At 45.0% G+C, this 13,884-nt stretch carries 13 protein-coding genes; 2 read left to right on the forward strand and 11 right to left on the reverse strand.

Going from position 1 to position 13,884, the window contains the following annotated elements; genetic code table 11:
• From ONB37_18465 to ONB37_18515, 11 genes are all read right to left on the reverse strand, one after another.
• The coding region (locus ONB37_18465) for a 2Fe-2S iron-sulfur cluster-binding protein (protein ID MDZ7402146.1) at window positions 1-835 on the reverse strand (835 nt) is incomplete at its 3' end.
• 119 nt (window positions 836-954) lie between these two features.
• A complete protein-coding gene (gene nuoF, locus ONB37_18470; GenBank protein MDZ7402147.1) occupies window positions 955-2,259 on the reverse strand; it encodes an NADH-quinone oxidoreductase subunit NuoF in 1,305 nt (434 codons plus the stop codon).
• A 113-nt stretch (window positions 2,260-2,372) separates the two neighbouring features.
• Window positions 2,373-2,831 carry a hypothetical protein gene (locus tag ONB37_18475; GenBank protein MDZ7402148.1) on the reverse strand — a complete coding sequence of 153 codons (459 nt, stop codon included), beginning with the start codon at window positions 2,829-2,831 and terminating at the stop codon, window positions 2,373-2,375.
• Entirely contained in the window at window positions 2,828-3,994 is a 1,167-nt protein-coding gene (locus tag ONB37_18480; GenBank protein MDZ7402149.1) for an ATP-binding protein, read from the reverse strand. Before ONB37_18480 ends, ONB37_18475 begins: the two co-directional genes overlap by 4 nt.
• Window positions 3,995-4,051: 57 nt before the next feature.
• Entirely contained in the window at window positions 4,052-4,567 is a 516-nt protein-coding gene (gene nuoE, locus ONB37_18485; GenBank protein MDZ7402150.1) for an NADH-quinone oxidoreductase subunit NuoE, read from the reverse strand.
• Between the two features lie 236 nt (window positions 4,568-4,803).
• Window positions 4,804-6,060 (reverse strand): NADH-quinone oxidoreductase subunit D, encoded by a 1,257-nt coding sequence (locus ONB37_18490; GenBank protein ID MDZ7402151.1) that lies wholly within the window; start codon window positions 6,058-6,060, stop codon window positions 4,804-4,806.
• A complete protein-coding gene (locus tag ONB37_18495; protein ID MDZ7402152.1) occupies window positions 6,047-6,610 on the reverse strand; it encodes an NADH-quinone oxidoreductase subunit C in 564 nt (187 codons plus the stop codon). The genes ONB37_18490 and ONB37_18495 overlap by 14 nt, the downstream gene beginning before the upstream one ends.
• 115 nt (window positions 6,611-6,725) lie before the next feature.
• Window positions 6,726-7,196: an NADH-quinone oxidoreductase subunit NuoB gene (nuoB, locus tag ONB37_18500; protein ID MDZ7402153.1), complete on the reverse strand. Its 471-nt coding sequence runs from the start codon at window positions 7,194-7,196 to the stop codon at window positions 6,726-6,728.
• Between the two features lie 7 nt (window positions 7,197-7,203).
• Window positions 7,204-7,572 (reverse strand): NADH-quinone oxidoreductase subunit A, encoded by a 369-nt coding sequence (locus ONB37_18505; protein MDZ7402154.1) that lies wholly within the window; start codon window positions 7,570-7,572, stop codon window positions 7,204-7,206.
• Between the two features lie 485 nt (window positions 7,573-8,057).
• Complete coding sequence (locus ONB37_18510) at window positions 8,058-8,834, reverse strand: SDR family oxidoreductase (GenBank protein MDZ7402155.1); 777 nt, start codon at window positions 8,832-8,834, stop codon at window positions 8,058-8,060.
• A 283-nt stretch (window positions 8,835-9,117) separates the two neighbouring features.
• Window positions 9,118-11,178 (reverse strand): family 20 glycosylhydrolase, encoded by a 2,061-nt coding sequence (locus tag ONB37_18515; GenBank protein ID MDZ7402156.1) that lies wholly within the window; start codon window positions 11,176-11,178, stop codon window positions 9,118-9,120.
• Between the two features lie 260 nt (window positions 11,179-11,438).
• On the opposite strand from ONB37_18515, the gene ONB37_18520 reads away from it, so the two are divergent.
• Both ONB37_18520 and ONB37_18525 read left to right on the forward strand, forming a co-directional pair.
• Window positions 11,439-12,710: an L-rhamnose isomerase gene (locus ONB37_18520; protein MDZ7402157.1), complete on the forward strand. Its 1,272-nt coding sequence runs from the start codon at window positions 11,439-11,441 to the stop codon at window positions 12,708-12,710.
• A gap of 555 nt (window positions 12,711-13,265) precedes the next feature.
• A complete protein-coding gene (locus tag ONB37_18525) occupies window positions 13,266-13,874 on the forward strand; it encodes a TetR/AcrR family transcriptional regulator (GenBank protein MDZ7402158.1) in 609 nt (202 codons plus the stop codon).
• Window positions 13,875-13,884 lie beyond the last annotated feature (10 nt).

Consider the following 13,884-nt stretch of genomic DNA (forward strand, 5'->3'; position numbering starts at 1 on the left):
GCACCCCAGTTGCTCGGTTTTTAATCGGATTCATATAATAGATCCTGGCGAAATCGCACATCCAGGACTTGTTGACATTGGGATTTTCACGAGGTCGAACCCGATAAATTTTGTTGTTCTTGGTCTCAATGATGATGTTGCAGCCCCTGGAACAGCCTGCACAAATGGAGTCGGTTTTATGCAGATTCCACACTCGCTCTTTGAATCGAAATTGGCGACTGGTCAAAGCACCCACGGGACAGATATCGGTGACGCAATAGCTGTATGGATCATCAAAGGTATCGCCTGGAGCCAGGGAAACGTAGGTTTTATCGCCCCGTTCGACCAATCCCAATTTATTGGTCTTCGACACTTCCCTGGTAAACCGAACACAGCGGGAACAGGCGATGCAGCGTTCGGCATCATAAATAATGCGATCGCTAAAAATGTAGAGCTTTTCTTTGGCAACTTTTTCTTCATTGAAACGGGATTTGTCCCCCGAGAACATCATGTATTGATCCTGCAACATGCACTCGCCCGCCTTATCGCAGATGGGGCAATCCAGCGGATGATTGATCAGAATAAACTCCAGCATGGCCTTACGCATCTGGGCGATCTCGGGCGTGTTGGTGTACACGATCATCCCATCGGCCACAGGCGTCATGCACGACGGTTGCGGCTTGGGATTGCGCTCGATCTTCACCAGGCACATGCGGCAATTTCCGCTTTTGGTGAGATGTTTATGGTAACAAAATCGGGGAATATAGATCCCGTTCTGCTCGCAGGCATCGATAATCAGTGTTCCCTCGGGAACGGTCAGCTTTTTTCCATCAACAGTTAGCGTCACGTCTTTCATATTGTCTATTGTTTTTCAGTTTTGGTTTTTCATTGATAGAGTTAAGTGAGTTAAGTAGTTGAGTTAGTTAAGTAGGATGTTCCACCTTCACTCAATTACCCAATTACCCAGTTACCTAATTACCCAATTACCTGTTGGAATCGTTCAAATTTCCCGCCAAACGGGCATTTCGCTTTTTTCACATGTTCCTCAAATTCCTCTCGGAACCGCTTAACAAAGCTATCCACTGGTCCGCAGGCCGCATCACCCAGCGGGCAGATGGTGTGAAATGCAATGTGCTTGGTGATGCTGGTCAATAGATCGATATCCTCCATTCTACCCTGGCCTGCCTCAATTCGTTTTACGATTTTGTACAACCAGCCAGTTCCTTCCCGACAAGGGGTGCACTGTCCGCAGGATTCATGGTAATAAAAATGCGTCAGCACCTCCAATAATTTGACCATGCAGGTGCCTTCGGCAATCACAATGACTGCCCCAGAACCCAGGCTGGAACCTGCTGCAGCAATAGATTCATAATCAATGGTCATATTTTCACAATTTTCAGGTCGCAGCACGGGAGTGGAAGAGCCACCTGGAATGACGGCCTTGAGCTTTTTGCCGCCTAAAACGCCGCCGCATTCTTTGTTGAGAAACTCCATGAACGGATAGCCCATGACGACCTCGTAAACGCCTGGCTTGCGCACATGGCCACTCACCGAAAGCAGCTTGGTGCCAGAGGATTTATCCGTTCCAATCGATTTGTAATGATCGCCACCGTGCTCCACAATGTAAGGTATCGAAGCCAGGGTTTCGACGTTATTGATGATCGTGGGACAGCCATAGAGGCCCTCGATGGCAGGGAACGGCGGCTTATTTCGGGTCTGGCCCTTCTTGCCCTCGATGGAGTTCATCAAACCCGTCTCATCGCCGACTACGTAAGCACCAGCACCTTTGTGAACCGTGATCTCGCAAACGTAATCCGTGCCTTTGATTTTCTGGCCCAGATAGCCTGCTTCGTAAGCTTCTTTAACGGCTTGCTGCACTCGGCGCAGCGCAAAACCATATTCGCCACGAATGTAGATATAGGCATGTTTGGCCTGAATGGCATAGGCACTGATGATAATTCCCTCGATAAGCTGATGCGGGTTCTCTTCGAGGATTACCCGATCTTTGAACGTGCCAGGCTCGCCCTCGTCACCATTGCAGATCAAATAGATCGGCTTGTCTGTCCCTTTCGGCAGGAACGACCATTTGATGCCCGCAGGGAAGCCAGCGCCGCCTCGTCCCCGAATGCCGCTTTTTTTGACTTCGTCAACAACCTGTTCGGGTTTGTATTGGCCCAATTTTTTGGTGACGGTCTGGTAGCCGCCCCGTTTGAGATAGCTTTCTAAAGTATGGCTCTTTCCGTTCTTCTCATAATTAAGAAGGATTTTCAAATCTGGCATAGTTATCTCTTCATGCTAAAGCTTTTTCGAACCATTGTCCACTAAGAAGGTTACGGACTTTTTCATAATTTGGGATAATGATACAAAACAAAACTTGTTATACGACTTTCATGTTAACATATTGTATATCGGTTCCCAGCAAACCTGATACCTGCGCTTGCCAGTTTTTTCCGTTGAGGGCTGGCTTGAGAGAATGCGACCGAACCAGTAGCAACCCAGACATATTCACGGGTCAACCTCAGAAGATCTGGCGCAGCATCTGCAGCCCAGGATTTTAGCCAACGAAGTTTAGCTATTACCACATTAACTTCGCCCGTTGAAGAAGCTGGATGCACTTCAATCCAGATCGCCTTGTCAGAAATCAGGTCATGTTTAATACCAACTGCATAATCCCAGCGTGGCTCGTTAGGTTGAATTTCAGATAGCGCCGAATCCACATCTACACTGCCTGCAAGTTCACGAGGCTTAGTGCAGGTTATGTGCTCGATATCGGCACGTTTCAATGCTTGCAATCCAGGGCGATAGGCATCCGCCAGCGCAAGTGCATTTAAGACAGCCTCCTTAAATTTCATTTGGCTGCCCCTTGAGCCACCGCTTGAGACACAACATCGGCGATTCGACCGCTAAATTCGCTAATTCCGCCCCAACCTGATTCAAGTTCATTGCTCGAGCCAGGATCGAGCTGGGAAATGTCGTGCGTATGACCTTCTCGGTCAAAAAAATAGACCTGCATAGCTTTTTTAAGCGCAGCCTCTGCCACTGCTTGCATGGGCTGAGTTGTTTTCACTTTAAAAATATCCAATACCAAACGAAAATCTGCCTGGTGTTTCTTGATCGATTGTAGCGCCCACACCACATCTAAAACATGGGGAGAATGAGTTGACAAACATACTCGATAGCCCCGCCAGAGTAGTTCCAATACCATCAGCATTGTTACCGAAATTGCCTGGGGATGCAACCCCATTTCCAGTTCTTCGATGACTACCCATTCGATCTTCTCCCGCCGTGGCACTTTGGATGGTGGCATCAACCAATAAAATCCCAGCAATAAAGGTACAAATTCTCGCTGGCCCGCTGACCATACCATAAACGGCAAATTTTCCTCAGACTTTCCCGCTTGAAGCACCAGCCGGCGTTGCGAACGATAACGAGCAATCTGCAAATCATGACCAGGAAAAAACGCCTGTGTTAATAATTCTCGTAATTCTCGTTTAAGCCGCCGTTCCTGAGGAAAAAGTCCTTCCGCTGCAGTGAACTCCTGCTCCAGTAAAAGGCGTAGCTTTTCACTGAATTCTCGGACCGCATAAGGATCGCCAGGAGAATAGTCAGTAAAAGGTCGTGGCCAACCATCCCGCAACGTTAGTACTCGTTGAGCAGGAATATAAAACATGGTTTCAATTTTGGATTTTGGAACTCTGCCGACCAATTTTAAAAAATCAATTTTTTTATTTTGCCAGGTTATTGCACTCTCGCCTTCACGCCATATTCGGCGCATCCCCTCGCCCAAATAAATATCTAGAAATTCATCCAGCTTTCTTGACCAATCCAATCCGTGTTTTTTTAGTTCCTCAAATACATGACCTGTATCAACTATCAATTTTAACAATTGAAGGGCAATACTCTTACCTGTGGCTTGAGGTCCAACCAGAACCGTCAGGTCACCAAAAGAGAGTGTCGCTTCAGCTATCTGACCGATGTTTTCAAGTTTTAATTCATATTTTGTCACATCATCCATTATTATACCTAAAAATTTGAATTACCATTTTCGTTTCAAACGCAGGTAATCGCATTATTATTTGTACTCAGGAAATTCCTGTGGCTGCTGCTCGTGTTCTTTACCGTTTCTTAAATCATCCAAAATTTTATCGATTTTCTCCTCGGTCAATAGCTCATAATAATTCTCGCCTACCTGCATCATGGGACCTGTGCCGCATGAGCCCAGGCATTCCACGGTCTTAATGGTGAACATGCCATCCGGAGTCGTTTCACCAACTTTGATGCCCAATTTTTGGCAGAGATAATTAATAATGTCCTGGCTTCCTAATAATGAACAAGAGATATTATTGCAAACTTCTAAAACATATTTGCCTTCTTTTTTCTTGGTAAACATCGAATACCATGATCGCACCTCTTCCACCCAAATCGGGGGAATGTTCAATTCGTTAGCAATGAGATAAATCGCCTCGTCTGGAACATATCCGAATCTTTTTTGAATCATCCACATCAGAGGAAGTGTGAGAGAGCGCGAATCTGGATAACGTGTTCGTAAGTATTCGATTTCCTTTTTTTCAGCCTGAGTGAATTCCATATGTTTCCTTAGCGCTTTAATTTTTTATGGCTACTAAGTGAAATAACAAATGACAAAAACCAAATTATAACCAAATTTGAAAAATCAAGTGCCAATTTTCAGGGGAGGTGCCGGACCGGTAATTTCACCAATCTCTATAATTTTGCGAATCGGCCATTTAATAGATAAAAATCAATTCGCCCCAATTAGCGAGAGTAGCGGTCAAAGATTTTTTGAAAAAGATACAAAAATCTAACTCAACGATCGCATTCTCCACCAACCATATTTACCGTCCCAAAAATGGGGATGATATCCGCTAATTGATGACCGATTATAATTTTGTCCAGCACGCCCATGATCATAAAACTTGGAGCGCGAACATGCAGTCGATAAGCGGTGCCAGAGCCATCTGAGACGAGGAAAAAGCCTAATTCCCCATTCGAGCCCTCGACGCAATGATAGATGGTGCCCTTTGGTGGCTTTGGACCTTCAATAATAATTTTGAAATGTTTGATCAATCCTTCGATGGTGGTATAGACTTCTGATTTATCGGGCAGGTGTGCCTGATAGCCATCGGCGAACAATGGACCGGTACGAGGCATTTTTTCAATGCATTGAAAGCATATTTTCATTGATTCCTCGATCTCCCGCATGCGGACGTACCAGCGATCGTAATTGTCGCCATATTTGCCGACAGGCACTTCCCATTCTACCTCATCGTATTTGAGATATGGCATAGCTTTGCGTACGTCATAGGCTACTCCCGTGGAGCGCAAAAACGGTCCTGTGATTCCCGCATTGATTGCATCTTCTTTGCTGATTTCGCCCACGCCCTGGGTTCGATCTAGGAAAATGCGGTTCCGATCCATTAGACCGTGAATGTCCTTCAAGAGCGGGATGTTCTTCTTTAAAATTTCTTTGCATTTATCCAGCCATTCGCTGGGAATATCCCTGGCAAGCCCACCAATGCGGGCAAAACTATAGGTCTGCCGCGCTCCAGTTGCCCAATTGAAATGTTCCCAAATCCAATCACGAGCCTGCATAAAATACAAAAATGGGGTCATCGCACCGAGTTCGCTACATATCGCTGCCTGACAAGTGTAATGATCTGTAATTCGGGATAGTTCCGAAAGCAATGTCCTTAACCAGGCACAACGCTCGGTGATTTCAATACCAAACAGCTTCTCTAAAGTTGCCACATACCCAAAATTATTGATGAACGCCGAAACATAATTCAAACGGTCAGTATAGGGGAGTGCCGAGGCATAGGTATGATTTTCCATCATTTTTTCAAAGCCTCGGTGGAGAAAACCGGGTTCAACATCGATATTGACAACGGTCTCCCCGACCAACTCTGCGATCATCTTGATGGTACCGTGCATGGCTGGGTGCGACGGGCCCAGATTGATCTTAATTGGCTCATCGCCCGGACTTGCGATGGGTAGTTCCAGGATTTCTTTTCGCTTTTTAACTTCTTCGACTTTATATTTTGCAGGGATTTCAAACGCTGCCATTGTTTTGCTCCGGATTTCGTAATGCTAATCGAGGTTGTTCTCCACGGGCTGGATAATCTTTTCGTAATGGATGACCTTCGAATTCTTCGTAAAGCAGAACGCGTCTCAAATCAGGATGCCCACTGAATTTGATACCGAACATGTCCCAAACTTCTCGTTCTAAATAATGAGCCGCCTGCCACCAGGGATAGCTGCTAATCACCTCGGGTTGTTCCCCCCCGCAACTGGTGATGACTCTGACGCGCTTATTTGTGGAAACTGAATAGAAATGATACACGACATCGAACCGAGTCGGAGAATACAAGTCCTCTTCACGTCCAGTTAAATTGGGTCGCTCGGCATAGTCGCTGCTTAAATAATCCACGGCTGTAATATCTAGCAGCATATCCATTGGATATTTTTTATGATTTTTAAAAAAATCGAATACTTTTGGTAAGTCGTTGGCAGGAATTCGGATGTTCGGTTGCTCGAACTCTTCGTAATATTCGGCCTGTGGGAATTGTTCAAAAAAATCGTTCAGGTCGTCTTTCAATAACCAGTATTGTGCCATATTCGGCTTGGTTCCTTTTCAAAGATTGAATTGATTTTTGGACCGCGAATGACGCCAATTAAGCGAATTTCGCTAATCATTAATTCGCGTAGTTAGAATAATTCGCGGTTCGATTTTATAAATATTGTTTGGATTTTCTGATTTTTTCCTGCAACGCCATGATACCATCGAGTATCATCTCGGGGCGTGGCGGGCAGCCAGGGATATAGACATCGACGGGGATGACCCGATCGCAGCCTTGGAGCGTTGCGTAATTGCGATAAAATCCGCCGCTCACTGCACAGGCGCCAACTGCCACAACATATTTAGGTTCCGCCATCTGCTCCCACACCCGCCTTAAAACCGGGGCATTTTTATGGGTAATCGTTCCCACCACCATCAGCATATCTGCCTGTCGCGGGGAATATCGCGGCATGGCAGCACCAAACCGATCGGTATCGTAATGGGCAGCGCTGACGGACATAAACTCCATGGCACAACAGGCCGTGCCAAAAACGTATTGCCAGAGCGAATAACTTCTCGCCCAACCGATGAATTGATCCAATTTGGTGGTAATAATGTTATCCGGGATTTCGATTTCTGACATGCTCGATTTACCTCCAATCCAGCGCTTTTCTTCGGTATGCCCAAAAGAAAGCGATTAACAAGAATGCTAAAAATACAGATATCTCTACTAAGCCGAGCCAGCCCAATGACCTCCCGACAATTGCCCAAGGATAGAGCAAAATTCCCTCAAGATCGAAAAGCACAAATAGTAACGCCAGTAAATAAAATCGAATGCTCACTCGCTTTTGATTGTCCTGGAGCAAATCAGAACCACACTCAAACGGAGTGTATTTTGATGGAAAATCCTTGCGATGCTTCGGCTTTGGGCCTAATAACGCATTTAATACAAGTATCAGCCCAGCAGTGGCAGTGGAAATAATGACGATGAGCAGGATGGGTAGATACTGATCAGTCATCGGTTCAATTCTCCATGTGAACGAGTAATTAAAAGGAAAAAGGAAGGGGAAATTAAAAAAAGATAAGCATGATGGAAATGAAGAGACGAAACTACTATGCTCCAACCCCAATTGGAGTTCATTCGTTCTGCCCTCGATTGATTGAATGCGTTAGCTGAATCGTCTGTTTTGGTCAAATCTCAAATATTGAGTTATTGCACTCCTTTTCCCAAAACTAAGGCTTTAATAATATAAATAAAAATTAAAAAAGTCAAGGGAAAAAATTAAAAAAAAGCGCCCTCTGTGAAATTACTCCTCAGCATCCATCGAATTTTAGGGAAAATCTCCACAATCAAGTGAGAGATGTTTCTTTGAACTTGGTTGCAATAATAAGGCTTATAGATGATGCAAAATTGAAATAAGAAATCATCGTTGAGTTTTTTTGATCCAACCCGGTTTTAAATCAAATTGCCAGAAAAGATATATGTCTTGATGATTTTGATAGCCTAAGATCTTAAATAAGAGGCACCATTCACATCGATAATGCATCCAGTGAGGAAATCAATCCCCTCTGAAGCCAAGAACAGGGCGGTGTTGGCAACTTCGCTAGGATAAGCGACTCGATTAAGCGGACTTTGTTTTCGAATTTCAATGCCGCGTTCGCCTTGGAGCGCCGAGCGCGCCATTTCGGTCTCAACAAATCCTGGAGCGATTACATAAACGAAAATATGATAGGGCGCCAAGGCCTGAGCCAGCGATTGACTCATAGCGTTGAGCCCGGCCTTGCTTGCGCCGTAACTGGGAGCCAAAGGTTCACCGCGAAAGGCGCCTCGGCTGGAAACATTGATGATTTTGCCGCCGCCGTGCTGCATCATATTTTTTGCAACCAAAAAGGTAACATTGGCTGCTCCAATGAGATTTGTTGCAATGGTTCGCTGCCACTTATTCTGCCATTCTTCATAGCTTTGCTCTGCAATCGGCGCTTCCTCGAAGATTCCAGCATTATTGACCAGAATATCGATGCGCTGCGTCTTGGAGAGCACTGCATCCACCATTGCTTTTGTTGCCATAGGATCGGAGATATCAGCCGATGCAATAAAATGATCGCCTGGTTTTAACTTGGCAAGTGTCTGTTCCGCAGCCATCTGATTTTTGTGATAGTGGACAATTACCCGAGCGTCGTTTTCGGCAAAGCGTATTGCAATAGCCCTCCCAATGCCGCGAGAAGCACCTGTAATGAGTACTGTTTTTCCCGAAAGATCAACATTCAGATTTTGGGTCATAATTTGGCCTTTTGAAGATTTATTATTAGAGTTCTGAAAAAGGTGCTAATTCCTGCATTCCAGCCCACCAGCTGACGGCAGGAAATTCGATTCTTTTTTTGATTCCATGAATGTTAAAGATTCGTCCTTCCGCTGGGCTCTGATTGGAATGATCCAGATTTTGAATTTTGTGGAAATCAACTTCATTTTTTGAAGGAAGGAGCTGCGTCTCAGATTTAGACTGATTCCATCGCATGAAGCGATGGAATCAGTGGCGATGCAATTCATTTAAAAAATTCTATAATTAATTTGTGTCGCGAGCTGCCTGGTTGATCAGCTTTTCGATCGCGGAGATAATCATAAGCTCGGTTTCGCCGCGAGGGGTTTTGGCTTGATTAGCTATTTGGAGGCTATTAGCCTTCCAAGTGCGATCAGCTAGTTGGCCGGTTTCGAGATAATGGATCGCTTGCAGACCAACAGTTGCCAGTTGTGACAAATCATAAGATAGGCTTTCAATCTCTCTGAGTATGGGAGATCCTGCGATGATCGGCTTCAAGAGTTCATGGTTGTTTTGCCAGAGGACAAGATCGTTTTTGATAGCTTGCCAAAGCCCGTTTGCTGAGCTGGGATTAGCGAGCAGGCTATCCACTCGATTTCGGAACAGGCGAGCTACTTTGGCATCAGGGCGAGCCGCATCTACCACCCGAGTAAGCGGTGAAAACGATGTATATTGCCGCAATTGACCTCGAGTGTAAATTTTGACTGGCTCGATGACATCAACCAAAGTTTTTAGTGGGGAAAAATCTGTATTATTTGCTAAGCGACGCAACATCATTAAATAATTCTTATCATGCGTTAGACCCAAATGTTCGAGTCGAAAACTCATTGTCTCAAGCCGTCGGTACATATCCTCCACATCTCGGATGTGCTCTGGCGACCATAGCCGTTCAGCAATAGCTGCGGTTCGTGGCCAGATGCGCGAGTCTATGGTCTCGGCACAAACGAACTCCGACCACATGGTGGCTTCACCGCCCAAAATAAACGATCGTTCGGATTCTGAAATGGGGGCATCGCTGGGAAGCGGGTCGTTCAAATAATGGTAATCGGTGGGCTGGATCAGATCAATGTAATAGCCATTGGACAGCAAGCAGCGATAGCCTTTTCTTGCCGCTTCATACAAGCTTTCTCTACCCCGCCACGATTGAATAACGATATCCTTAGGCAATTCTGATTCAAATATTTCATCCCATCCCACCATTTTTTTGCCATATTTGCCAAGGATTTTGTGAATCCTACGGTTGAAATGTCCCTGAAGTTCAGCCGTTGTGCGGAAGTTATGTTTCTTCATGAACGCCTGAATATGAGGATTAGCGCTCCATTGTTTGCCATTGTTTTCATCTCCGCCGATGTGAATATATTCATCGGGGAACAGCGTTGCCATTTCTTTGAAGAATTTATCTAAAAATTGATAGGTGGATTCGCGGGTTGGGTCCATGACCGGATCGTGGATGCCCCAGGTGCGCTTGATCTGATAAGGCCCTGGTGCGCTGGCTAATTCTGGATAGCCAACAAACCAGCTTGTCGCGTGACCTGGCATATCGAATTCGGGCACCACTCGGATACCACGCTCAGCAGCATAGGCAATAACTTCCTTGATCTGTTCATGGGTGTAGTAGAAACCATCGGAACCAAGCTCGTGCAATTTGGGGAAGGTTTTACATTCTACCCGAAAACCTTGATCCTCAGTGAGATGCCAATGCAAGACATTCATTTTCACTGCTGCCATGCCATCAAGATTGCGCTTGATGACATCAACTGGCATAAAATGACGCCCTACATCGATCAATAGTCCGCGCCAGACGAATCGCGGCGCATCCTCGATTTCGACGCCAGGCAGATAATAAGCGTTAGAATCTGCCATAACCAATTGAAGCAAGGTCTCTAGCCCGCGCAGAACTCCTAAATCGGTTTCAGCGCTCAACTCGATCGTCCGATTGGTTACCAACAGTCTATAGCTTTCGTTTTCATGCAATGCTAACTTCCCTGGCCTTTGGCAGTGAACAATTAGGCTGGCTTGGTCTGTTTTGGGATCATTATTTATGATTAAGTCCCTCGGTAGAAATAACCCTGTCAGCCTTGCTAATCGTGCCATCGTTCTGGTTGTAGCGTGTTGAAGCCTCGGGCTGGCATGGCCGCTAATTGCTACGGAGAATGAATCAGAGAGGACAAACTTGTCGCTTGTCATCTTGATCGTGGCTGGAATTGGCATCAGAATTGGCCCTGTCATCGTCTTCACCCCACCAAATAGTGTCATCACTTGAAAGATCAACAGAATTACGGCAAAAAACATCCATCTTGTTCGCATTTTTCCTCCTCCATTGTCAAATGAGCACCTATAGTACTACGGAAATCGATTTGATAGATAGATTATAATAAGAAATTTTTTGTAAAGATTCAACACTTTCATCGAAAATTTAACATTGAATTGGCAAGCAAATTTTGGCTTGCTGTGAAATATCGAAAAAAAGCAAAAAAGCCTTTGATCCGAATACTAAAAAATCGTATATTTTGACCGTTTGTGTCTTAAACCTAGGCAAATTCCCTCGCAAACAGCAAGGAGAAATTATGGATCAATCAACTCGAATCGAACAAGCTTACGAGATCGCGAAACAGCGCTATGCTGAGTTAGGCGTTGATACGGAGCGTGCAATTGAACAGCTACGTCACATTTCTATTTCAATCCATTGCTGGCAGGCCGATGATGTTGGAGGTTTCGAAGCACCAGATGCGTCTCTGGCTGGAAGCGGGCTTCAGGTAACTGGTAATTTCCCTGGCAAGGCTCGAAATGTCGAAGAGTTGCGCCGAGATTTAATTCAAGCGCTAAAATTGATTCCGGGCTACCACCGCGTGAATCTACATGCCATCTACGGCGAGTTCGGTGGCAAGCGAATTGATCGTGATGCGATTCGCCCAGAGCATTTTCAAGGTTGGGTCGACTGGGCTCGGCATCATCAACTGAAATTGGATTTTAATGCCACCTGTTTTGCTCATCCCAAAGCCAGTCAGGGTTACACATTGAGCAGCAAAGACGCTGCAATCCGTAAATTCTGGATTGAACATGTGAAGCGCTGCCGGGAGATCAGCGCATTTATGGGGCGGGAATTGAATAGCTCCTGTATTCACAATCTATGGATCCCCGATGGCAGCAAAGATAGCCCAGTTGATCGCTGGACCCATCGCGCGCTGCTCAAACAGTCCTTGGATGAGATTTTTGCGATTCATTATCCCGAGACCGAAATGAAAGATGCCATCGAAAGCAAGCTGTTTGGCATTGGAAGCGAATCTTATGTCGTTGGTTCCCATGAATTTTATCTTGATTATGGTATTTCCAGAAACAAAATGATCTGTTTGGACATGGGACATTTTCACCCCACTGAGTCCATCGCTGACAAAATTTCTGCGATCCTGCAATTCTCCAATGAATTATTGTTGCATGTGAGCCGTGGGGTTCGTTGGGATAGCGATCATGTGGTCATTTTAAATGATGAGTTAAAAGGAGTATCTGAAGAGATCATCCGCGCAGACGCGCTTCATCGGGTTCATTTCGCGCTGGACTTCTTTGATGCCAGCATGAATCGAATTGGAGCTTACGTCATCGGAACTCGAGCAGTTCAGAAAAGTCTGTTGCTTGCCCTATTGGAGCCCACTGCAAAATTGCGGGAGCACGAAAATCGTGGCGACCTTTTCGCCCGACTTGCCCTATTGGAGGAAATCAAGACTTTGCCTTTTGGTGCAGTGTGGGAGTATTATTGTTTGATCAATAATGTTCCCATTGGAACAAGCATAATCGAGGAAATAAAGCGATATGAGCAGGAGGTCTTGATCAAACGGAGCTGATCCACAAAAAATTGTCTTTGCAAGGCCTGGGGAGTGTTTGAAAGTCCCCCAGGCCATCCTTTGAATCTCAGAAGCCAGAATAGCCCAAACTTGTTTGATTTAACCTTCCCTGATTGTTGTGTGGATTGTATTCTCACCCACCGTGACATAAAATGTAACTATCAATTTGGATGCTGAAAAAACATGAAAGGCCAATGATGGACCTATCTTTTTTAGCGAGGTCCCTGCGGTTACATCTCATCGATAATCAACAGGAAATTTTTACTTGCTCCAAATTGAAAATTCATCCTTCGGATTCTTTGTAGATTTCATAAGCTATGCATTCATCCAGCTATAATCATTCCCGGTCAACAATGGATTTAGGCATCAGGTTATATTGAAAGGGTGCTGAAGAGATTGAGGGGAGAAAAAATATTTTAAGCCAGAAAAATTATCCAAAATATCTTGAAACTTTCGTGGCGCTCAGGCGTAACAGTTGGCAAATTTGTGGACCGAAAATGATCTGCAATTTTTTTTGATGAGCATGTTTACTTACCGTTAGGTAGAAATATTGGTATGGAGCAAAATATCAAGCTAAAAATAGACAATGATAATTCAACGAAAGCCACGATTTTCAAAGCGGCTGCCAAACTATTTGCTGAAAAAGGCTTCAACGGCGTTTCTATGCGGGAGATTTCCGAGTTATCCAATGTAACCAAGCCAACCATTTATTATTATTTTGGGAACAAAGAAGGAATTTATAAAGCGTTGATTCAGGAAGCGCTCAATTATCATTTGGAAGATTTAAAACAAATTGCAGCGCTCAAAATCCCAATGAAGCAAAAGCTAATAGAATTGCTTAAACGACGATTTCAGATCAGCCTTCAATATCCTGAATTGACGAAGTTTGTATTGCAGGTCTTCACCCATTATGAGAAACTGCCATGCCTGGATGGGTTTGAGTCAGAAGTGGCAGCTCACGCCAAAATTTTTGCCGAGATGATTCAGCAAGGGATCGATTCTGGTGAATTTGGTCCCAGTGCTCGGCCAGAATTGGTAGTCCACGTCATCGGCGCAGTGCTATTGCATTTCCTGATGAACCAGTTGAACAGCGCTGAGCAGATCCTTTCTGATCAATTAGCGGAAGAGCTGATTGAGTTGTTGTTTAAGGGTTTAAATGAATAGGGATTGCAAT

The sequence above is a fragment of the candidate division KSB1 bacterium genome, assembly GCA_034506395.1.
GTDB lineage: Bacteria > Zhuqueibacterota > Zhuqueibacteria > Thermofontimicrobiales > Thermofontimicrobiaceae > Thermofontimicrobium.

Coding starts and splice junctions, on each gene's coding strand:
- ONB37_18490 (MDZ7402151.1), bottom strand. CDS start 6,060: ATGGCAGCGTTTGAAATCCCTGCAAAATATAAAGTCGAAGAAGTTAAA.
- ONB37_18475 (MDZ7402148.1), bottom strand. CDS start 2,831: ATGAAATTTAAGGAGGCTGTCTTAAATGCACTTGCGCTGGCGGATGCC.
- ONB37_18480 (MDZ7402149.1), bottom strand. CDS start 3,994: ATGGATGATGTGACAAAATATGAATTAAAACTTGAAAACATCGGTCAG.
- nuoB (MDZ7402153.1), bottom strand. CDS start 7,196: ATGTCAGAAATCGAAATCCCGGATAACATTATTACCACCAAATTGGAT.
- ONB37_18495 (MDZ7402152.1), bottom strand. CDS start 6,610: ATGGCACAATACTGGTTATTGAAAGACGACCTGAACGATTTTTTTGAA.
- nuoE (MDZ7402150.1), bottom strand. CDS start 4,567: ATGGAATTCACTCAGGCTGAAAAAAAGGAAATCGAATACTTACGAACA.
- ONB37_18515 (MDZ7402156.1), bottom strand. CDS start 11,178: ATGCGAACAAGATGGATGTTTTTTGCCGTAATTCTGTTGATCTTTCAA.
- ONB37_18505 (MDZ7402154.1), bottom strand. CDS start 7,572: ATGACTGATCAGTATCTACCCATCCTGCTCATCGTCATTATTTCCACT.
- ONB37_18525 (MDZ7402158.1), top strand. CDS start 13,266: ATGGAGCAAAATATCAAGCTAAAAATAGACAATGATAATTCAACGAAA.
- ONB37_18510 (MDZ7402155.1), bottom strand. CDS start 8,834: ATGACCCAAAATCTGAATGTTGATCTTTCGGGAAAAACAGTACTCATT.
- nuoF (MDZ7402147.1), bottom strand. CDS start 2,259: ATGCCAGATTTGAAAATCCTTCTTAATTATGAGAAGAACGGAAAGAGC.
- ONB37_18520 (MDZ7402157.1), top strand. CDS start 11,439: ATGGATCAATCAACTCGAATCGAACAAGCTTACGAGATCGCGAAACAG.